The organism is Maricaulis sp. (assembly GCF_039978735.1).
Classification (GTDB): domain Bacteria; phylum Pseudomonadota; class Alphaproteobacteria; order Caulobacterales; family Maricaulaceae; genus Maricaulis.
Map to the genome: position 1 here is coordinate 18,072 of NZ_JBDWAS010000054.1, position 17,886 is coordinate 35,957.

A 17,886-nucleotide genomic window follows, 5' to 3' on the forward strand; every position below is an offset into this window, starting at 1 on the left:
ACATACAATCTCCGCTGACAAACGCCGACTACGTCCCCTCCCCACACAGCGCCTTTCTCCCGGAAGCGCGGCAGCGCTATCCGGGACTGACATGGCCGGGGACAAGCAAGACGCTCGCCCCGCAGATCCCGGCTCTCGCCCGGCTCAAGGCCGGGCCTGCGGCCGGGAGAAAGCCGGCGCTTTCATGCGCGGCGGCGTCTCCACCCCCAATAGCCGACGCGCCAGGCCCTGCTCGGCTCCGGCTATCCGGCTTGAGTGCGGAACCGCGGAGCAGCGCCCTGGGCGCGCCTGGCCCGGACAAGCGGAGGCGGCGCGCCGGCCTGCGGTTTGCGGACGCCCTTGCACGGGCGCGCGGTGGAGCCTGGCCTGTGAGCCGTCCTTGAGTGGCCGCTGCGCGGCCGCCCCTCACCCTGCCCTCTCCCCGGTGGGGGAGAGGGGAGCTGGTGCCGGAACATTCACCGTCATCCTGACACCCGCTTTCGCGGGCGCAGGCTTCGGTCAGGGCCCAGTTCATAGGGCGGGGTATTCGTGAGTTCGCACTTGTTCCGCACGTCGCCGATCGCGATCCGAGCCCGCCTCGCCCAAATCTCCCTTTACGATCTGGGTCCTGACTTTCGTCAGGATGACGGTGTTTGGGTGTGGTTGAGAGCTTCAACAGCCTCCCTTGTCATCCCGCATGGATACCCGGCGCAAGGCCAAGCCTGCGTTTCGCGGCCGCCCCTCACCCCCGAAAGCCCCTCCGTTTTTCCCGGCCGGAAGCCCGGCCTTGAGCCGGGTGGAGTGCCGGGATCTACGGGAAACTCATCGTTTGAAATGATCTTCGGTCGATCCCGGATCTGCAGCCTGCCTGCGCAGGCTTTCATCCGGGAAAAATGGAGAGGGAAGTGGAGCGTGGTGGGGAAGAAACCCCCACCTCACTTCCACGGCGCATCCGGCATGAAGGGGATATCCGTGTCCTCCGGCCTGGCGCCGGCGGCGGTCAGCATGGCGTGGACCTGGCCGCGGTGGTGGGTCTGGTGGTTGAAGAGGTGGGTGAGGCAGACCCAGCGCGGGGTGACGAAGCGGCCCTTGCCGGTCGAGGACGTCCAGTGCAGGTCGGGCTCGATATCGGCCGCGGTGAGGCCGGCCGCCCAGTCGATCAGCCAGGCGTCGAAGGCCGCGCGGTCGCGGTTCAGCGTCTCCCAGTCGCGGGTTTCCAGATAGTCGGCCTCCAGGCCTTTTCCGTCCGGGAAGGGCCGGCCGGCCAGGCGGGACATCCAGGCCTCGTCGCCCCAGAGGATATGCGCCAGCGTGGTGTGGATGGATTTGAAGAAGGCGCCGCGATCGGCCCGCCGCGCCGCCTCGTCCAGCGTGTTGGCGGCGCCGTAGAGCGAGCGGTTCTGCCAGCGATTGTATTGCGCCATCAGGCGCACATGGTCCGGCGATATCATGGCTGTCTCCCCGTTGTGCTGACGGGGATGTAGGAGGCCGGCGGCCGTGTGGCTAGCCGTCCCCGGTGCGATCCAGCCAGCGTGACACGAGGCGGGCATTTCTCAGATTGGCCTTGAAGCCCAGGTCGAACAGATCGCCCAGCACGGGAATCGCGCCGATCACCAGGTCGAGACCGGTATTGATCGCCATGCGGACAATGAGGTGCGCCGGTGCGCCCAGCGCCACGGCGCGGATGATGATCCAGAGCGCCGGGGCGAACATGGCGAGATCGCCCACGCCCGGCACGAGGCCGATCAGGCTGTCCAGTCCGAAACGGATGCCGGTGCCGGGAATGGTAAAGCGCGCATCGAGCCAGCGCGCCAGCCGCTCGATCCGCGCCTTCTCATCCGCCCTAGAGACGGGGAGTTTCGCCATCCAGTTACCTCGCCGGAATACCGGGTGTGTCACGGGTTTTAAGTGGTCGACCTGTCCGAACCGCGGAACCGGTGCCCACTTCCGCTGGACAGGTCAACGGCGCGCAATAATCCACACCGCGTGAACAATCCCCGGAATATAGCCCAGAATGGTCAGGATGATATTGATCCAGAACTGGGCGCCGATACCCACCTGCAGGAAGACGCCCAGGGGCGGCAGGAGGATGGCGGCGATGATGCGGAGAATATCGCCGCCGGTGACGGTCTGTTCTTGTGCCATGACATGCGTCCCTTCTGATTGATCCTGCGCCTGCAACGTGCGGACGCAGAGAAGCGTTCCCGCGCGGCCTGCAGCACGTGCATTGCAGCAGACTGCGACAATACGGCGAAAATTCGCCTCAAATCCGGGCGTCGCACTGAACCGGGCCGCAAGACATCGCTGCTTTCATCAATCGCGGATGCACCAGAGGGACCGTCCAGGACGGGCGGGTTGAGAGGTGAGCGATGTCCGAAGAAAAACCGCGCCGGCGCATGGCCCAGGTCGTCGTGTTTGCCTCGCAGAAGGGCGGATCCGGCAAGACCACCGTGTCGGCCCACATGGCCGTCGAGGCCGAGCGCTGCGGCGCCGGTCCGGTGGCGCTGATCGACACCGACCCGCAGGGCTCGATGGCGAAATGGTGGAATGCGCGGGCCAGCGAGACGCCGGCCTTCGCCCAGGTCTCGGTGCCGGATCTGGGCCGCGATATCGATTTTCTCGAGCGCGCCGGCTACCGGCTGATCGTGATCGACACGCCGCCGGCGGTCACCTCCACCATCGCCGAAGTGATCACCCATGCCGATCTCGTCGTGATCCCCACACGCCCCAGCCCGCACGATCTGCGCGCGGTCGGTCCGACGGTGGATATCGTGCAGATGCAGGGCAAGCCGCTGGTCTTCGTGGTCAATTCCGCCACGGCGCGGGCGCGGATCACCGGCGAGACCGCCGTCGCCCTCTCCCAGCACGGCACCGTCGCCCCGGTCACGCTGCACCACCGGGTCGATTTCGCCGCCTCGATGATTGACGGGCGCACGGTGGGCGAGGTCAACGAGACCGGCCGCTCGGCCCAGGAAGTCGCCAATCTGTGGGCCTATTTCGAGGACCGCCTGTTCCGCCTGCGCGGCGACTCGATGGCGATGCTCGACCGGGCACCGCGCCAGACCTTCGAACAGGACATTCTCACCCCCGCTCGCGCCGGCATGGCCGGCCTGGACGATGGCGAAGAGGAGATCGCGCTGGAGGACCGGCCCGGCTATGCCCTGCCGCCGCGCTTCGGCACCGGCAGCCAGCCGCCACCGCGCCCCGCAGCCCCCGCCGCACCGGAAGCCTCGAACTCGAACTGGGACGGGGTGGAGCGGCGCAAGAGCGATCAGGGGCCGCCGAAGGGCCAGGCCGATCGCCGCCGCCCGCACATGCCCTTCGGACGCCGCCACCTGGCCTGAGGACGGAGACGGTCGATGAGAAAATACGCCAGCCTTCACGCCGGACTGCTCGCCCGCAAGGGCGAGGCCGCGCCCGCCATCCCCTCCGGCTTTGCCGGCGCCAGCTATGTCGACCGGCCGGCCCAGCCCGTCCCGGTGCCCGACGAACGGCGCGATGTCGAACTGCGCAGCGACCGGCCGCTCATCGCCCGCAAGCCTGCCGACGAGACCGGCGACCTGCCGGCGGCCTGCTGCGGCGGTGGCGATCTGCCCGACCTCGTGGAGGACCCGCATGCCGGGATCGCGCGTTCCGGCCGCGCCGAAGTGCGTCTGACGGCCGAGCAGAAACGGCGGCTTCGGACCGTTTCGGTGCAGACAGGCCAGTCCCAGCAACGTATCCTGTCAGCCGCGCTGGATGCCTGGCTCGACCAGCTGTGCAAAACGCAGATGCGCCATTGTGCGTGTCTGAAGGCCCGTCCGGAGGCGCCGGACCTGCTTTGACGCATGGCCGCCATGCCCGCGCGACGCGAGAGCATTTCGATTTTGCCACATTCTCGGCAAGATTATCGTTAAAACGCCCCGTTCTCGTAACAATAAAGCGCGATCGAGGGGGATATGCCGCATTCTTGTTTCATCAATCCCTTCTTCCCTCTCCCGATTTCGCTCCGCTCCGGCTTCTTGAGTGGCCGCATTTTCGAACCGCAAAACCGGTGCCCACTTTTGCTGAAAATGCCAGGCCGTTGGTGGACGCATTTTCGACCGCAAAACCGGTGCCCACTTTTGCTGAAAATGCTTTGGCCGGACATCGCTGAGACCGGATCATGCGGCACCGCACCCGGGCGACCGCAGCAGACGAAGAGGGTATCGTGACGGCCAGCTACTCCATGGAAGGGTTCTCGCTGACGCTGAATGACGGCGTCATCGAGCTCCATACCGACGGCGATCTGGGCCAGGGGTCCGAGCAAGCGCATGCGCGCGCTTTCGCAACCCTTGCGAGCCGCCTTCACTCGCGCCTGATACTCAATGATGTGCGCAGCGCTGTTTTCAGCCTGTCATCCTTCGAGTGGGAGGAACGCATGCGCTTCATCGCGCGGGAGCTCAAGGGCTATCAGACCGCCTATGTCGTCCGGCCGGACCAGGTGAAAGGCGTCGAGAAATTCGTCGCAGCGCATGAACGCCTGGGCGATACGGCCGCCTGGTTCACGTCCAAGGCCGCAGCCCGCGCCTGGCTGAAAGGCTAGAGCAGGATCGTTTCCTGCGGAATCGACCCTGCTCCGGATTCTTGGGCGGTCGCGTGATCGAACCGGTGAACCGGTGCCCACTTCACCTGATCACGCTCGACTTGAGCGGTCGCGTGATCGAACCGGTGAACCGGTGCCCACTTCACCTGATCACGCTCCAGCAACCTAGCCTATTGCACCGGCCCGCCGGCGCCGCCGGCCAGACGCTCCGCCAGGATCGCCTCCATCTCGCCCAATCGTGCCGTGCTGTCGGCCGCCTCGAGCAGGCGCTGCCGGTCGAGCGCACCGAAGGGCGCCGACATCGACAACTGATCGACCACGGTGACAAGCGGCGCTTCGGCGACGCTTTCCCAGTCTGCCGCCACATGCTCGCTCTGGAACCAGGCCTGCAGCATGCGGATCAGACGGGTCCGGTCCGCCTCCACCTCGCGCCGCGGCTCGATATCCATGAAGAAGGGACCGTAATTGGCCCGCGCCACGCGATAGGGCGTCTGCGTGTCCGCTTCGCCGGTCAGGACGAAACGGCACACCCCGGTCAGCGCAATCAGATAGCGGCCATCCTCGGTTTCCTCGAAATGATCGAGACGGCCCGCCGTCCCCACGCCAGCCAGGGCCGGCCGGTCCGGCGTCCCGCCGGGACGGACCTGGATGATGCCGATGTGCCCGCCGCCGGCCCGCACATCGTCCAGCATGTTGAGATAGCGCGGCTCGAACACGTTGAGTGGCAGCCGCTCGCCAGGCAGCAGGATCGTGCCGCCCAGGGGAAAGAGCGGCAGTTCGTCCGGGAGTGTCCGTGTCTTGCTCATACCGGAGGAAATAGGTCCCGGGCCCGGCCGCGCCAACCCCGGCTAGTCGGCAAAGGCGCTGCAGGGCGCCTCGGGGGCCAGATGGCAGCCGGCCTCGACATAGGGTTTCAGCCGCGCCCCGATGAAGTGCTGCCACACATTGCGGACGACGCCCGCAAGCTCCGCATCGATCTCGCCCGACATGTGCAGCTCGACGGTGAACCGCGTCGCCTCGCCCTCTGCGGCCTCGTCCAGTTGCCAGGACGAGACGAGATCCACGGCGCGGCCGGACAGGCCCAGCGGACCGTGCAGGCGCAGCTGGTTCGGCGCATTCACGAAGATCACCCGCGCATGCAGGCTGCCATTGTCGCTGTCCGCCTCGAAACGCTCGTAGAAGCGTCCGTCGAAGCGCGGCTCGATGACCATTTCGGCCGGGTTTTCCGAAAAGCTGTGATCCCACCAGCCGGTCACATCGCCCGTGGCCGCGTCGAACACTTCAGCGACAGGCGCCGCGATCTCGACGGTGACAGACGTCACGAAACCCTGCGGCTCGAAGGCCTGCACCCCGGCCGGCTCCTGCACGGCCGCAAGGCCCGCCACCAGCGTCATCAGCAAAGCCGACATCCTGCCCTCCCCGGTCTACCGGTTCAGACTAGAGCATTTTCAGCAAAAGTGGGCACCGGGTTTGCGGTTCGAAAATGCGACCACCAGGGACCGGCATTTTCAGCAAAAGTGGGGACCGGTTTTGCGGTTCGAAAATGCGCTGAAACGCTCTAGGCGTCCGCGTCGGCCCCGTCCCATGAAAAATGCGTGATCTGTTCCAGCTTCGGAACCGCTTCGCCGGGCGCGAGAAGCCGGACCTCGCATCGCAGTACGCACCCCTCACCCTGGCTGCATACAGGCGTCACGGTCGCGATACCCGCTGCCGACAATCCATTCCGGTGGGCGGTCACTGCCAGCTTGGCGTACTGCACGCGGCCATTGAACGCCCCCTCCCCGACCAGCCGGTCGAGCATGCGGTCGATGTCCCGGCCCAGTTTTCCGCGCAGGGGCTGCCCCAGATCGGCGGGCGTCAGGAGGGGAAACAGGCGATAGCTGTCATGGCTGAGCAGTTCAACGACCACCTCGCCATCGCGCATGGTGAGCAGACCGCACAGATTGGGACTCTCGACAACGCTGGTGCGCACGGCCGCATTCAGCCGCTCGCCGGGCGAGACCAGAAGACGGCGCCTCAGCTTGGCCTTGATGTGGGCCGGGGGCTGGGCAACGCTTCGCTCCCACTGCGACACGCTGGCCTGGCTGACCCCAAGCTGTTGTGCCAACGCATCCTGTTTGAGATTTTCCAGAAACCGCAACTCTTTGATTTTACGCGACCAATCCATTACCCAGTAACCGTAGTTTTTGTATGTCTTTATGCGAAGCTACCAAGCGCATCCGGCTCCGCCAAGCCAGAAGTATTTTACTATCAGGGTACTTCGCGCTCTACGGTTATACGTCTGAATTCGGAACCGGATTTCAGGAGCCGGTGGGCGTTGTGCACAAGCGTTTCGAACGTCGCGGACTCCGGCTCCGGGATCCAGGGCAGGCGGCGCTGGATTTTCGGTGCGTCCCGCACAATCACGCTCCAGTCGGGAAACAGGCGTTCGGGAACCTCCTCGAAACCGGCCAGAACCAGACCGCCATGGCGGCTGTCATTCTGGATCCGGCAGAAGGTGTTCGACAGCATGCCGCGCGGCCCTTCGAGAATCTGCACGAAGAGATTGCCGTCGACCACGAGCACGCCGCTGAGACCGCGCTTGGGGTTGTTGCGCAGGCCGGCCGTCAGGATCGAGCGGAGGATACCGTTGTTCTCGTCCGGCGTGTCAAAATACCAGTTGCGGCGGCTGAAGAAGGCAAGACGGCACAAAAACATCGCCGCCCCCTAGCCCGCACGCGAGGACAAGCGGAAAGCAGGGCGAACCGAGCGATCAGTTGCAGGCATCTGTCCCTCCCGTGACAAGATGCCCCGGAGGTTCGGCTCGCCCTGTTAACATTCAATTAAATTTGACGATTATTGCCGTTTATTTTCAACGATTTATGTGTAGTATAATATTATTCTGCCACAAGTTGTGTCGCCCCCATCATGTCGGCCTTTCCCAGCGGCACGCCAATATTGCGCAGGATGTTGTAGGCCGTTGCGGCATGAAACTGGGTGTTGGCGAGCACGAAGTTCTGCAGATAGCGCCCGCGCGGCAGGGTCAGATCGCCGATCGCCCCGGCGGGAAAGGTGATCGAGCCTACGGGATCGGCGCTCAGGGCCGCCGGATCGAGCGCCCAGATCGCTTCACGCGCCTTTGCGAGCCGGAGACGAAGCGCCTCGAAAGACGTCTCGTCATCAGGCATGGAGACCGGATCGCGCCCGGCCAGCCGCGACAGGCCCCGCACGGAGAAGTCGCTGACGAGCTGGATCTGCTTTGTCAGGGGATACATGTCGGCAGCCAGACGCCAGTCCAGATAGACCGCCTCGTCGACACCGCGTTCCTTTGCGTGCGCAGCGCCCTTGGCCAGGATGGTGTCGAGTGCCCGGAAAGTCTGATCGAGCTGGATCCGCGCAATGTCGGACAAAGTTGTGGTCATGGTTTCCTCCCGCAAGACCAATTGACCGGCAGGAGATGGGAAGCCGGTCCGCTGTTGCAAGAGAATGGAGGGCATGCGCCGATGTCGCTGGACACGCCTGTCCCCGGCCGGGCAGCCGGGGACATGAGCGTCATCGAAGCGGGTTAGACTCGGTCGCCGAAGCGGCAGACCGGATCGCCATTGGCGTCCCAGGCGGTCAGCCGGGCGGAAAAATCGGCGCCTGTATCGATCAGGAGATCGGAGACCGCCACCGCGCCGTCGCCGGGCGGGACATCGCCTTCCTGGACGATGTCGAAACCGCCACCGCCGGTGCGCTGGGTGACAACCATCCGCCAGGTCCGGGTCCGGGAGGGGGCGCTCCAAGCCGTCAGCAGAAGACCGTCAGAGGTCTGCGAGACATCGATGCCACAGGCCGCCTCGCCGCCGCGGATATGATCCGAAACGAGATCGGGAAGCGGATCGGCCTGGGCGACGAACCAGAGGCCGGCGGCCGAAGCGGCCGATGCGAGAATTGCCAGTTTACCTGTCATGACAGCCTCCTTTTTGCTTGCTGTCTTCCTGTCCCGGACGGGTCCCGGGAAGCCTGGCAGCCAGGCTCCCCCGGGACGGTCGCCGGGCTAGTGGTCCCCCTGGATAACCAGGGTCACATTGCCGCTGCCCGTCTGCGTGACGCGGGCGTTCTGGCCATTGCCGACCTGGATCACGCCGGCGGCATTGTTCGAGCCATACTGGTCGGTGACGGCCGTGTTGTTGGCGCCCATCTGCGAGATGCCGGAGATGTTGCGGCGGCCGGTCTGGACACTGGTCGCGTAGTTGTTGCGGCCCTGCTGGCCGACGACGGCGTCATTGTCGCGGCCGTACTGGTCGACATGGGCCTCGTTGTAGCGGCCCTGCTGGCCAACCGTGGTGCCGTTGCGCGCGCCGTCCTGGATGACGGTGACGTACTGGCGCTCGCCGCGCTGGTTGATCACCATGTGCTGGCGATAGCCCGTCTGACGGCCGGCGACATCATTGCGATAGCCTTCCTGGGCGATGCTCACGCGGTTGCGCGATTGCGCCTCGGCGGCGCCCACCGTTCCAAGAACCGAAACCGCCGCGAGGGCGCTGGCGATGAGAAGACGTGCTTTCATGATCTGTACTCCTTCCAACTGGCCGACGCCCAATGCATCGAAGCCTGACCCTTGTTTAGCGAAGGCCCGATGAGCGGATGCTGAGGGCGGTGTTCAGACTTCGATCAGGTGGATGAACGCCAGCTGACCCGGCTTGTCCGGACCAAAAAAGTGGCCCGGAACAGGATGTTCCGGGCCTTCAGTCGGGGTCGCATGGAGAGCGGCTGAAACTAGTATCGGCGTGCGAGGGGCTGCCGGACGGGCGCCGGTGTGCTCAGGCCCGGGCGGGCAGACGGAGCCGGACGCAAGGCGCCGATGCCGATCGCATCGACACGGCGGCTGGTGCAGATCCGGCGGCCGCGCGCGTCATAGACGTCCAGCTGGGCAGCGATACGCGACGGGTCCACCTGGGGCGTGCCCATCTGCGGTCCCGGTGCGCGCATCTGGATGAAGTGACGTTCCAGCTGCGACTCGGCAAGCACCGCCTCGCGGCGGCCGCGGCTGTCATAATCGCCCGCCAGCTCGGCCAGAACGGCATTGCCCGGTCCGCGGCGCCAGAGCGTCAGCGTGTAGTGGCCCTGATGGCCGCCCTCGACTTTCGCCAGCAGCGGACCGGAACGGTAGGCGCGGTAGAACTGCATGCCGCAGGTTTCGCCGGCGGCCAGCGGCACACCGCGGATCCCGTCGACCGCGGGTACGGTCTGGGCCGATGCCAGGCCGGGCAGGCCCAGCAGGGCGGCCAGGGCGGCGGCAGCGATGGATCGGGATGATGTGCGCGGCATGTCGGTCGTCCTCGTGAATGATACGAGGGCACTATCCCGCAACGGCGCTGAGCCTGCGATGACCCGTCCGGTCAGCTGGCGTTCATCTTGGTCGCTGGAAGGCGGGGATCAGGACGCGGCGGCCGTGCGGCGCGGTGCGGCCGTGGCACCGCTGTCGGTATCGGGCAGGACAATCGAGGCCTCGACCGTATTGCCGGTGCCCAGCCAGTTCACCTGCGAGAAGCCCATCGAGCGGGCCAGACGGGCGGTCTTGCCGCGATAGCCGGCACGGGCCGGATTGGCCATTTCCGCGGTTTCCGCATCGATGCCCTGCCCGTCATCCTGTACCAGCACGCTGATCGTGCGCATGCCGCGATGGACACCCACCCGCACGCGCCGGCCGGCAAAGGCCGGCTCCGCCATGCGGGCATTCAGCTTGCGCGCCCAGCTGCCGTCGGCGAGGCCCTTGGCCTTCTCGGTCGCGTCGAATTCCAGATTGCCGTGCTCGATCCCGTTCGCGATCAGCACATAGAGCCCGACAGCGGCCCGGCGCGGGTCGGGGCAGGCATGGCCGATGAAGATCGCGACATCGCGCGCCTGTTCCAGCGTCTGCACGGAAAACTCGCCGCCCGCAAAGGCCGCCATCGCACCATGACCGATATCGTGCGCGGGCGGGACGGCGAGCGAATAGGCCCGCCAGGCCCGCAGGCCTTCGATGGCATTGGTCAGCGTGCCGGCATCGGTGTCGTGATCGAGAAAGACGTCGGCACCGGACCGGCGGGCGGCCGCCGTCACCAGCAGGGAGACCTGGCCGGGTGCGGCATTGCCCTTCGCCTCGGCGATCCGCGCGGCGTGGGCATCGTCGGCAACGACCAGCGAGACAGGGCCTTCCTCGTCCATGGTCGGGCCCATATACACCGTCATGCCCAGCCCCTTGGCCAGGGCCCGCGACACGACGCGGGTGCGGTTGCTGTCGGCCATGCACAGCCAGATACGGTCAGGAGTGCCGGTGTCGGCGGTCGCCATGTCGTCTCCGCTTCGGGTTTCGGCGCAATTCGCGTTTCGCCGGATCATGCCGCGATATGATTAACAATGACTGTCCCGCGCTGTTCGCGCAAATACACGCTGACGACGAGACTGCTGACGCCATGCTGTCAGGGCGGGGAGCGTAAGAACATTGGGTGAACGGTGCTGCGCGGGGCAGTGCCGGATTATCGGGACCCGCCCGCCATGTACGTCCTCTACACCTTTCCCTTTTCCCAGCACGCCCGGCGCGTCATCACGCTGCTGGAGGCCGAGGGCCTGCCCTGGACCGCCCGCCATGTCGCGATGGACAAGGGCGAGCACCTGTCCGACGCCTATCTGGCGATCAATCCCAACCACCAGGTTCCGACCCTCGTCGAGGGCGATCTGAAAATCCACGAATCCACCGCCATCCTGCGCTTCCTGTGCAATCGCCATGCGCTGGAGAACTGGTACCCCTCGCCACCCACCGTGCGCGCGGAAGTCGACCAGTGGACCGACTGGTGCCAGAGCCGCATGGCGCAGGCCGTGATCGATATCGTGTTCAACTCGGTCTTCGCACCGCCGAGCCTGCGCGACGAGGATGCGATCGCGCGCGGCAAGTCGCGCATGGCGGAGCTGGCACCGATGATCGAGAAACGCCTGGCCGACCGGGCCTGGATCGCCGGCACCGCCACGCCGACCATCGCCGACCTGGCCATTGCCAGCAATATCGCCCAGCTGGGCCTGGCCGGCTGGCGGCCCGCGACGGGGCGGCTGAAGGACTGGTATGCGCGCATGTGCGCCATCGAGGCCTTCACCAATGCGCTGCCGGAGATGGAAGGAGTGTGATCAGGTGAAGTGGGTACCGGTTCACCGGTTCGATCACGCGACCACTCAAGTCGAGCGTGATCAGGTGAAGTGGAAACCGGTTCACCGGTTCGATCACGCGACTACTCAAGTTCCTGCCTAGTAAGCGCGTTCGACCACGAAGTCGGCGAGATCGCCCAGCGCCCGGCGCCAGGCATTGTCCGGGAAACCGGACAGGGCCGCCCGGGCGCGTGCCGCGTGATCGCGGGCCTGTTCGACCGTGGCGGCCAGTGCGCCGTGCTCGTGCATATAGTCCAGCGCGCGTTCGAAATCGCCGTCTTTCTGATCGGTCTCGGCAATCACGCGGCGCCAGAAAGAGGCCTCGTCCGGACCGGCCTGTCTCAGGCTCAGCGCGACCGGCAGGGTGACCTTGCCCTCGCGGAAGTCATCCCCGGTCGACTTGCCCAGCTTGGCGGCTGCCCCGCCATAATCCAGCGCATCGTCGACCAGCTGGAAGGCCAGGCCCAGTTCGCGGCCATAGGTTTCCAGCGCGGCTTCCTCGTCGGACGGCCGCGCCGCGACAATGCCCGAGACCTGTGCCGCGGCAGCAAACAGCGCGGCGGTCTTGGCATCGATGATCTGCATGTAGGTGTCGACCGAGACGCCGATATCCTTGACCGCGGAGAGCTGGCGCACCTCGCCCTCGGCAATCGTGGACGCGGCGGCCGACAGCACGCCCAGCGCCTTCATCGACCCGGCCTCGACCATCAGCGAGAAGGAGCGCGCGAACAGGAAGTCGCCGACCAGCACGCTGGACGCATTGCCCCAGACCAGATTGGCCGCGACCTTGCCGCGGCGCATGCCGCTCTCGTCGACGACATCGTCATGCAGCAGGGTGGCGGTGTGGATGAATTCCACGGCCGCGGCGAGCCGGATCGGCGCCATGTCGGTATGGCCGAGCATGTTGGCCGCGGCGACCGTGATCATCGGGCGCACGCGCTTGCCGCCAGCCTCGATCAGGTAGCGGGCCAGTTCCGGGATCAGCGCGACATGGCTGTCCAGACGCTCGAGAATGAGCGCGTCGACACGGCGCATGTCGTCATAGGCCAGGGTGGCCAGGCGTTCGGCGGCGTTCTCCCGCGCCGGAACGTCTGCCGCGTCGGCTTTCAGCATGCTGTCCAAGCCAGCTTCCTCTTGCACCCGGTGAAACGGATCGAGACAATAGAAATCCGATCCCCGCGCGGCAAGCCGCGGAGGCGGTGACGAAACAGCACAGGGAATGAAAAGCCCGTGAAAGATGTCCTCAAGACGGCCGATCCGGTGAAGCTCTCCTTCGCGCGCTCGGTGCTCAGCGATGCCGGGATCGAGAGTTTCGTGCTCGATGAGGGCATGGCCTCGATGTATGGCGGCGGCATCGAATTCGTGAAGAAACGCCTGTCCGTCATCGACGAGGAGGCCGATCGCGCACAGCGCCTGATCGACGAAGCGCTGGCGGAGAGCGAATGAGCGCGGCGGAGAAGATCACCGAGGACCGGCTGCTGGACGGACAGGTGCTGCTGCGCCAGGGCGCCGACGGTTATCGCGCCGGCATGGACGCCGTGCTGCTGGCTGCCGCCATCGATGCCCGTCCCGGCGACCAGCTGGTCGAGTTCGGCTGCGGCGCCGGTGCAGCGCTGCTGTGTGCGGCCTGGCGGATGCCGGGCGTGCGCATCACCGGCTATGAGAAGGACGCCGCCACGGCCGGGCTGGCGCGCGAGAATGTCGCCGCCAACGCGCTGGACGGCAATGTCGAGATCGAGACGGCGGACATCGCCCGTCTGGGTGCCGGGCACGGCGCCGACCAGGTCTTTTTCAACCCGCCCTATTTCGACGATCCGGGCGTTCTGCGCGCACCCAAGGACGGCAAGCGCGACGCCTGGCTGTCGGGCAGCGCGCCGCTGGGCATCTGGATCCAGGCCGCCGCGCGCAGTCTCAACGCCAAGGGCAAGCTGACCCTGATCCACCGCGCCGACCGGCTGGGCGATATCTGTCACGGGCTGGAGAAGAGTTTCGGCTCGGTCGTGATCAAGCCCGTCCATCCGCGCATCGACAAGCCGGCCAAGCGCGTCATCGTCTCCGCCCGCATCGGCGGCCGCGCCCCGCTGGTGCTGCTGCCGCCCCTCATCCTGCACGCCGGCGAGCGGCACTCCCCCGAGGCCGAAGCCATAATGCGCGGCCGCGCCGTGGTGGAGATGGGCGGATGATCGCCACCGCGCTCCTTGTCCTTCTGGCCGTCATTCTCTGGCTGGCTTTCGGGCGCCGGAAGACGGCCAGCCGCGATGCGGCCGCCGATGCGGCGCGCCGGGCGGTGGAAGCGCGGCTCGATGGCGGTGCTGCGCCGCAACAGGAAGCGCAGCGGGACAGGGACTCCCGTGCTTGATTAGGCGGGCGGGCTTGCCTAGTGTCCGCCCGATTTCTGCCGCGTATTCTTTCGCCGGGACTTTGAGATATGGCCGCCGACACTGCGCCCTCCTTCCAGGAGCTGATCCTGCGTCTTCAGACCTATTGGGCGGGGAAGGGCTGTGCCATCCTGCAGCCCTATGATGTGGAGGTCGGCGCCGGCACGCTGCATCCGGCCACGACGCTGCGTTCGCTCGGCCCGCGCCCCTGGCGCGCCGCCTATGTCCAGCCTTCGCGCCGCCCCGGCGACGGGCGCTATGGCGAGAACCCCAACCGGCTGCAGCATTATTACCAGTTCCAGGTGCTGCTGAAGCCCTGCCCGGCCGACATCCAGGACCTCTATCTCGGCTCGCTCGACGCCATCGGCATCGATCGCGACCTGCACGATGTGCGCTTTGTCGAGGACGACTGGGAAAACCCCACCGTGGGCGCCTGGGGCCTGGGCTGGGAAGTCTGGTGCGACGGGATGGAAGTCAGCCAGTTCACCTATTTCCAGCAGGTCGGCGGGCTGGATGTCGACCTCGTCTCCGGCGAGCTGACCTACGGGCTGGAGCGTCTGGCGATGTATGTCCAGGGCGTGGAGAATGTCTACGATCTGGATTTCAACGGCGCCGGCCTCAAATACGGCGACGTCTTCCAGGAAGCCGAACGCCAGTATTCCGCCTTCAATTTCGAGCATGCCGATGTCGACATGCTGATCGAGTGGTTCAAAGGTGCGGAGAGCCAGTGCAAGGCGCTGCTGTCGCTGGACAAGCCCCTGCCCCTGCCCGCCTATGATTTCTGCCTGAAGGCCTCGCACCTGTTCAACCTGGTCGACGCCCGTGGCGCCATTTCCGTCGCCGAACGCGCCAGCTGGATCGCCCGCGTCCGCGAACTCGCCAAGGGCTGCGCGGAAGCCTGGGTCGCCAGCGAACGCGCGCTGCTGGAGCAGGCGTGATGGCGGCTGTCTGCACCTCCGCCACATCGAACAGGGATTTCCCCCTCATCCGCCGCTTCGCGGCACCTTCTCCCCAGGGAGAAGGGGTGTCCCGGCGGCGCTTCCACAACCTCCCTCTCCCCGGGGAGAGGGATCAAGGGAGAGGGGGAAAACACCGCCCTCTGCCGGTGAGCGCCATTCGCACCCTCACCCTCGTCACGGAGGCCACCCGATGAAACTTCCCCTTCGCGGCGGCTGCCAGTGTGGCGAGGTGCGTTATGAGGTCACCAAACAGCCGCTGACGCTCTACACCTGCCATTGCACGACCTGCCAGCAGCAGTCCTCCTCGGCCTTCGGCATGTCGATGCTGGTCGAGCGCGACGGATTCCGCTTCCTCAAGGGCGAGGTGGCGGCCTTCACCATTCCCACCGAGTCCAAGTCGAACAAGCTGGGCCTGTTCTGCGGCAAGTGCGGTACGCGCATCGCCAACGACACTGAGGGCCGCCCGGCCCTGTCGCTGAAGGCCGGCACGCTGGACGACCGCGCCAAGCTGCGCCCCGTCGGCCATATCTGGACCCGTTCGGCCCAGGGCTGGATGACGTTCGACGAAAACGCGCTGACCTATGACAAGGCGCCCGATGACAGTTATTACGCGCTGATGGAGCGCTGGGCGGCACAAGAGCACGCCTCGTAACGGAACCCGATAATGTCCGAACTCCTGTTTGAAATCTTCTGCGAGGAAATCCCCGCCCGCATGCAGCCGAAGGCCGAGGCCGATCTCGAGCGTCTGCTGGGCGAGAAACTGACGGCGGCGGGTCTCGCCTGGTCCTCGCTGACCACGTTTGCCGGACCGCGCCGCCTCGGCCTCGCCATCGACGGCCTGCCGGTGAAGACGGAAGACGTGCGCGAGGAGCGCAAGGGTCCGCGCGTCGGCGCACCGGACAAGGCGGTGGAAGGCTTCCTGCGCGGGGCCGGTGTCGACAGTCTGGACGCCTGCGAGAAGCGCGAGGACAAGAAGGGCGAATTCTGGGTCGCCATCATCGAAAAGCCGGGCCGCGCCACGGCCGAAGTGATCGCCGAGGCGATCCCCGAGGTGATGAAAGCCTTCCCCTGGCCCAAATCCATGAAGTTCGGCGAGGACGGCAAGGCCCAGCGCTGGGTGCGTCCGATCCAGCGTCTTCTGTGCCTGTTCGACGGCCAGGTGGTGGATTTCGAGGTCTATGGCATCGCGACCGGCAATCTCACCGAAGGCCATCGCCGCATGGGCCGCGGCCCGTTCGAGATCACGGATTTTGCGCAATACACGAAAGTGCTGCGCGAGGACGGCCATGTGATCCAGCAGCGCGAGGAGCGCGAGGCGATCATTCTGGAGGGCGCGCGCAAGGTGTGCGCCGATGCGGGCCTGGAACTGGTCGAGGATCCGGGGCTCCTGACCGAGGTTGCCGGCCTGGTGGAATGGCCGGTGCCGCTTCTGGGCGAGATGGATCCGGACTTCCTGGACCTGCCGCCGGAAGTCATCACCCTCACCATGAAGACCCACCAGAAGTATTTCGCGGTGAAAAAGCCGGGCGAGGCCGGCGTGACGTCGAAATTCGTCGTCATCGCCAATCAGGTCGCGCCCGATGGCGGCCAGGCCATTGCCGCCGGCAATGCCCGCGTCCTCTCGGCCCGCCTCTCCGATGCGCGGCATTTCTGGGACAATGACAGGAAGACGCCGCTATATGATTGGGACAGACCGGGCGATGATATGTTCACCCAGCTCGAGAAGGTCACTTTTCATCAGGAGCTTGGAACAGTAGCGGACAAAGTTGACCGAGTAGCGAACCTGTCTTCGAAGTGGGGTGAGTGCTTCACCTATGATGCTGCGTCGGCCTACCGAGCTGCACGCCTCTGCAAAGCGGATTTAGCCTCACAGATGGTGTATGAATTCCCAGAACTCCAAGGAGCAATGGGACGCTACTACGCCCTTGATCAAGGTGAGAACGCCGACGTCGCAAATGCGATCAAGGACCACTACAAGCCACAAGGTCCCACTGATGAGGTTCCGACCTCGCCGGTCTCGATGGCTGTAGCGCTGGCAGATAAGTTGGATACTTTAATCGGCTTTTGGTCAATTAATGAGAAACCCACTGGCTCAAAGGATCCATTCGCGCTTAGGCGTGCGGCTCTTGGCATCATTAGAATTGGTTTGGAGAATGACGTGAAGCTCCCTTTGCGGAAGCTCATCAGCGATCACTCTTCCGATTACTTCGCAAACAAAATAATGGAGTTTGTTCAAGGTGCTGAATCGCCGATTGAGGCGTTAGCTGACGACCTCCTCGCCTTCTTCGCCGACCGCCTGAAGGTCCACCTGCGCGATGAGGGCATCCGCTATGATGTGATCGACGCCGTCTTTGCCCTCGGCGATGACGACCTCGTGCGCGTCACGGCCAAGGCGCGCGCGCTGCAGGCCTTCCTCGACACCGAGGACGGCGCCGCCCTCCTCTCCGGCTATAACCGCGCCTCCAACATCGTGCGGGCGGAAGAGAAGAAGGATGGCGAAGGCGCTTTCGAGGGTGCGCTGGACGCCGGTTATCTCGCCGCCGCCCCGGAAGACCAGGAACGCGCGCTGATCGCCGCCGTCAACACGGTGAAGGGCGAGGCCCAGCAGGCGCTGGTCGCGGAGAATTTCGAGGCTGCCATGGCGGCCCTGGCGACGCTGCGTGCACCGATCGACGCCTTTTTCGAGCATGTCACCGTCAACAGTGAAGATGCCGCGTTGCGCCGCAACCGGCTTTTCTTATTGTCGCAAATCCGCACGGCCGTCCGCGCCGTCGCAGATTTCGACCGGATTGCAGGCTAGAGGCATCATGTTTCCGATTGACCACGACCATTCCGGCGCGCACTTGCCAGAGGCAGGTTCCGG

At 65.6% G+C, this 17,886-nt stretch carries 22 protein-coding genes and 1 pseudogene; 10 read left to right on the forward strand and 13 right to left on the reverse strand.

The window, feature by feature from the left end; all coding sequences use genetic code 11:
• Positions 1-914 precede the first annotated feature (914 nt).
• From ABJO18_RS16210 to ABJO18_RS16220, 3 genes are all read right to left on the reverse strand, one after another.
• Entirely contained in the window at positions 915-1,430 is a 516-nt protein-coding gene (locus ABJO18_RS16210; RefSeq protein ID WP_348507460.1) for a DinB family protein, read from the reverse strand.
• 52 nt (positions 1,431-1,482) lie between these two features.
• Positions 1,483-1,845: a DUF4112 domain-containing protein gene (locus ABJO18_RS16215; RefSeq protein ID WP_348507461.1), complete on the reverse strand. Its 363-nt coding sequence runs from the start codon at positions 1,843-1,845 to the stop codon at positions 1,483-1,485.
• Positions 1,846-1,938: 93 nt separating this feature from the next.
• Positions 1,939-2,124, reverse strand: a complete 186-nt coding sequence (locus ABJO18_RS16220; protein ID WP_291885344.1) for a YqaE/Pmp3 family membrane protein — start codon at positions 2,122-2,124, stop codon at positions 1,939-1,941.
• A 251-nt stretch (positions 2,125-2,375) separates the two neighbouring features.
• Between ABJO18_RS16220 and ABJO18_RS16225 the strand changes: the two are divergent.
• From ABJO18_RS16225 to ABJO18_RS16235, 3 genes and pseudogenes are all read left to right on the forward strand, one after another.
• Positions 2,376-2,990, forward strand: a pseudogene (locus ABJO18_RS16225) (ParA family protein); the annotation flags it as partial.
• 348 nt (positions 2,991-3,338) lie between these two features.
• Entirely contained in the window at positions 3,339-3,803 is a 465-nt protein-coding gene (locus tag ABJO18_RS16230; RefSeq protein WP_348507462.1) for a hypothetical protein, read from the forward strand.
• A 320-nt stretch (positions 3,804-4,123) separates the two neighbouring features.
• The gene (locus ABJO18_RS16235; RefSeq protein WP_348507463.1) at positions 4,124-4,543 is read left to right on the forward strand and encodes a hypothetical protein; all 420 of its coding nucleotides are present in this window, start codon (positions 4,124-4,126) and stop codon (positions 4,541-4,543) included.
• Between the two features lie 170 nt (positions 4,544-4,713).
• Here the strand turns inward: ABJO18_RS16235 and ABJO18_RS16240 are convergent, their stop codons facing one another.
• From ABJO18_RS16240 to ABJO18_RS16280, 9 genes are all read right to left on the reverse strand, one after another.
• Positions 4,714-5,349, reverse strand: coding sequence for an LON peptidase substrate-binding domain-containing protein (locus ABJO18_RS16240; RefSeq protein WP_348507465.1), 636 nt, complete (start codon positions 5,347-5,349; stop codon positions 4,714-4,716).
• Positions 5,350-5,391: 42 nt separating this feature from the next.
• A complete protein-coding gene (locus ABJO18_RS16245) occupies positions 5,392-5,952 on the reverse strand; it encodes an SRPBCC domain-containing protein (protein WP_348507466.1) in 561 nt (186 codons plus the stop codon).
• Positions 5,953-6,101: 149 nt separating this feature from the next.
• Entirely contained in the window at positions 6,102-6,710 is a 609-nt protein-coding gene (locus ABJO18_RS16250) for a helix-turn-helix transcriptional regulator (RefSeq protein ID WP_348507467.1), read from the reverse strand.
• 83 nt (positions 6,711-6,793) lie between these two features.
• Entirely contained in the window at positions 6,794-7,240 is a 447-nt protein-coding gene (locus ABJO18_RS16255; protein ID WP_348507468.1) for a BLUF domain-containing protein, read from the reverse strand.
• Positions 7,241-7,419: 179 nt separating this feature from the next.
• Positions 7,420-7,944 carry a DUF1993 domain-containing protein gene (locus ABJO18_RS16260; RefSeq protein WP_348507469.1) on the reverse strand — a complete coding sequence of 175 codons (525 nt, stop codon included), beginning with the start codon at positions 7,942-7,944 and terminating at the stop codon, positions 7,420-7,422.
• Between the two features lie 143 nt (positions 7,945-8,087).
• A complete protein-coding gene (gene csgH, locus ABJO18_RS16265; RefSeq protein ID WP_348507470.1) occupies positions 8,088-8,474 on the reverse strand; it encodes a curli-like amyloid fiber formation chaperone CsgH in 387 nt (128 codons plus the stop codon).
• A gap of 87 nt (positions 8,475-8,561) precedes the next feature.
• Positions 8,562-9,074 (reverse strand): curlin-associated protein, encoded by a 513-nt coding sequence (locus ABJO18_RS16270; RefSeq protein ID WP_348507471.1) that lies wholly within the window; start codon positions 9,072-9,074, stop codon positions 8,562-8,564.
• Between the two features lie 209 nt (positions 9,075-9,283).
• Entirely contained in the window at positions 9,284-9,835 is a 552-nt protein-coding gene (locus tag ABJO18_RS16275; RefSeq protein ID WP_348507472.1) for a hypothetical protein, read from the reverse strand.
• Between the two features lie 108 nt (positions 9,836-9,943).
• Positions 9,944-10,840, reverse strand: a complete 897-nt coding sequence (locus tag ABJO18_RS16280; RefSeq protein WP_348507473.1) for a hypothetical protein — start codon at positions 10,838-10,840, stop codon at positions 9,944-9,946.
• 204 nt (positions 10,841-11,044) lie between these two features.
• Between ABJO18_RS16280 and ABJO18_RS16285 the strand changes: the two genes are divergently transcribed.
• Entirely contained in the window at positions 11,045-11,668 is a 624-nt protein-coding gene (locus ABJO18_RS16285) for a glutathione S-transferase family protein (protein ID WP_348507474.1), read from the forward strand.
• A gap of 117 nt (positions 11,669-11,785) precedes the next feature.
• Here ABJO18_RS16285 and ABJO18_RS16290 read toward each other — a convergent pair whose 3' ends face one another.
• Positions 11,786-12,799, reverse strand: coding sequence for a polyprenyl synthetase family protein (locus ABJO18_RS16290; RefSeq protein ID WP_348507475.1), 1,014 nt, complete (start codon positions 12,797-12,799; stop codon positions 11,786-11,788).
• A gap of 117 nt (positions 12,800-12,916) precedes the next feature.
• Between ABJO18_RS16290 and ABJO18_RS16295 the strand changes: the two genes are divergently transcribed.
• The 6 genes from ABJO18_RS16295 to glyS all read left to right on the forward strand — a co-directional run bounded on the left by ABJO18_RS16295 (position 12,917) and on the right by glyS (position 17,823).
• Positions 12,917-13,132 (forward strand): DUF2007 domain-containing protein, encoded by a 216-nt coding sequence (locus tag ABJO18_RS16295; protein ID WP_348507476.1) that lies wholly within the window; start codon positions 12,917-12,919, stop codon positions 13,130-13,132.
• Positions 13,129-13,869: a methyltransferase gene (locus tag ABJO18_RS16300; RefSeq protein WP_348507477.1), complete on the forward strand. Its 741-nt coding sequence runs from the start codon at positions 13,129-13,131 to the stop codon at positions 13,867-13,869. The genes ABJO18_RS16295 and ABJO18_RS16300 overlap by 4 nt, the downstream gene beginning before the upstream one ends.
• Positions 13,866-14,045 (forward strand): hypothetical protein, encoded by a 180-nt coding sequence (locus tag ABJO18_RS16305; protein ID WP_348507478.1) that lies wholly within the window; start codon positions 13,866-13,868, stop codon positions 14,043-14,045. Before ABJO18_RS16300 ends, ABJO18_RS16305 begins: the two co-directional genes overlap by 4 nt.
• Positions 14,046-14,114: 69 nt before the next feature.
• A complete protein-coding gene (locus ABJO18_RS16310) occupies positions 14,115-15,002 on the forward strand; it encodes a glycine--tRNA ligase subunit alpha (RefSeq protein WP_348507479.1) in 888 nt (295 codons plus the stop codon).
• Between the two features lie 211 nt (positions 15,003-15,213).
• Entirely contained in the window at positions 15,214-15,675 is a 462-nt protein-coding gene (locus tag ABJO18_RS16315; protein WP_348507480.1) for a GFA family protein, read from the forward strand.
• Positions 15,676-15,687: 12 nt separating this feature from the next.
• On the forward strand, positions 15,688-17,823 hold the full coding sequence (gene glyS / locus ABJO18_RS16320) for a glycine--tRNA ligase subunit beta (protein ID WP_348507481.1): 2,136 nt from the start codon (positions 15,688-15,690) through the stop codon (positions 17,821-17,823).
• Positions 17,824-17,886: the final 63 nt, after the last annotated feature.

Coding starts and splice junctions, on each gene's coding strand:
- ABJO18_RS16315 (WP_348507480.1), top strand. CDS start 15,214: ATGAAACTTCCCCTTCGCGGCGGCTGCCAGTGTGGCGAGGTGCGTTAT.
- ABJO18_RS16215 (WP_348507461.1), bottom strand. CDS start 1,845: ATGGCGAAACTCCCCGTCTCTAGGGCGGATGAGAAGGCGCGGATCGAG.
- csgH (WP_348507470.1), bottom strand. CDS start 8,474: ATGACAGGTAAACTGGCAATTCTCGCATCGGCCGCTTCGGCCGCCGGC.
- ABJO18_RS16290 (WP_348507475.1), bottom strand. CDS start 12,799: ATGCTGAAAGCCGACGCGGCAGACGTTCCGGCGCGGGAGAACGCCGCC.
- ABJO18_RS16285 (WP_348507474.1), top strand. CDS start 11,045: ATGTACGTCCTCTACACCTTTCCCTTTTCCCAGCACGCCCGGCGCGTC.
- ABJO18_RS16275 (WP_348507472.1), bottom strand. CDS start 9,835: ATGCCGCGCACATCATCCCGATCCATCGCTGCCGCCGCCCTGGCCGCC.
- ABJO18_RS16230 (WP_348507462.1), top strand. CDS start 3,339: ATGAGAAAATACGCCAGCCTTCACGCCGGACTGCTCGCCCGCAAGGGC.
- ABJO18_RS16300 (WP_348507477.1), top strand. CDS start 13,129: ATGAGCGCGGCGGAGAAGATCACCGAGGACCGGCTGCTGGACGGACAG.
- ABJO18_RS16260 (WP_348507469.1), bottom strand. CDS start 7,944: ATGACCACAACTTTGTCCGACATTGCGCGGATCCAGCTCGATCAGACT.
- ABJO18_RS16250 (WP_348507467.1), bottom strand. CDS start 6,710: ATGGATTGGTCGCGTAAAATCAAAGAGTTGCGGTTTCTGGAAAATCTC.
- glyS (WP_348507481.1), top strand. CDS start 15,688: ATGTCCGAACTCCTGTTTGAAATCTTCTGCGAGGAAATCCCCGCCCGC.
- ABJO18_RS16270 (WP_348507471.1), bottom strand. CDS start 9,074: ATGAAAGCACGTCTTCTCATCGCCAGCGCCCTCGCGGCGGTTTCGGTT.
- ABJO18_RS16240 (WP_348507465.1), bottom strand. CDS start 5,349: ATGAGCAAGACACGGACACTCCCGGACGAACTGCCGCTCTTTCCCCTG.
- ABJO18_RS16280 (WP_348507473.1), bottom strand. CDS start 10,840: ATGGCGACCGCCGACACCGGCACTCCTGACCGTATCTGGCTGTGCATG.
- ABJO18_RS16235 (WP_348507463.1), top strand. CDS start 4,124: ATGCGGCACCGCACCCGGGCGACCGCAGCAGACGAAGAGGGTATCGTG.
- ABJO18_RS16310 (WP_348507479.1), top strand. CDS start 14,115: ATGGCCGCCGACACTGCGCCCTCCTTCCAGGAGCTGATCCTGCGTCTT.
- ABJO18_RS16255 (WP_348507468.1), bottom strand. CDS start 7,240: ATGTTTTTGTGCCGTCTTGCCTTCTTCAGCCGCCGCAACTGGTATTTT.
- ABJO18_RS16210 (WP_348507460.1), bottom strand. CDS start 1,430: ATGATATCGCCGGACCATGTGCGCCTGATGGCGCAATACAATCGCTGG.
- ABJO18_RS16245 (WP_348507466.1), bottom strand. CDS start 5,952: ATGTCGGCTTTGCTGATGACGCTGGTGGCGGGCCTTGCGGCCGTGCAG.
- ABJO18_RS16220 (WP_291885344.1), bottom strand. CDS start 2,124: ATGGCACAAGAACAGACCGTCACCGGCGGCGATATTCTCCGCATCATC.
- ABJO18_RS16305 (WP_348507478.1), top strand. CDS start 13,866: ATGATCGCCACCGCGCTCCTTGTCCTTCTGGCCGTCATTCTCTGGCTG.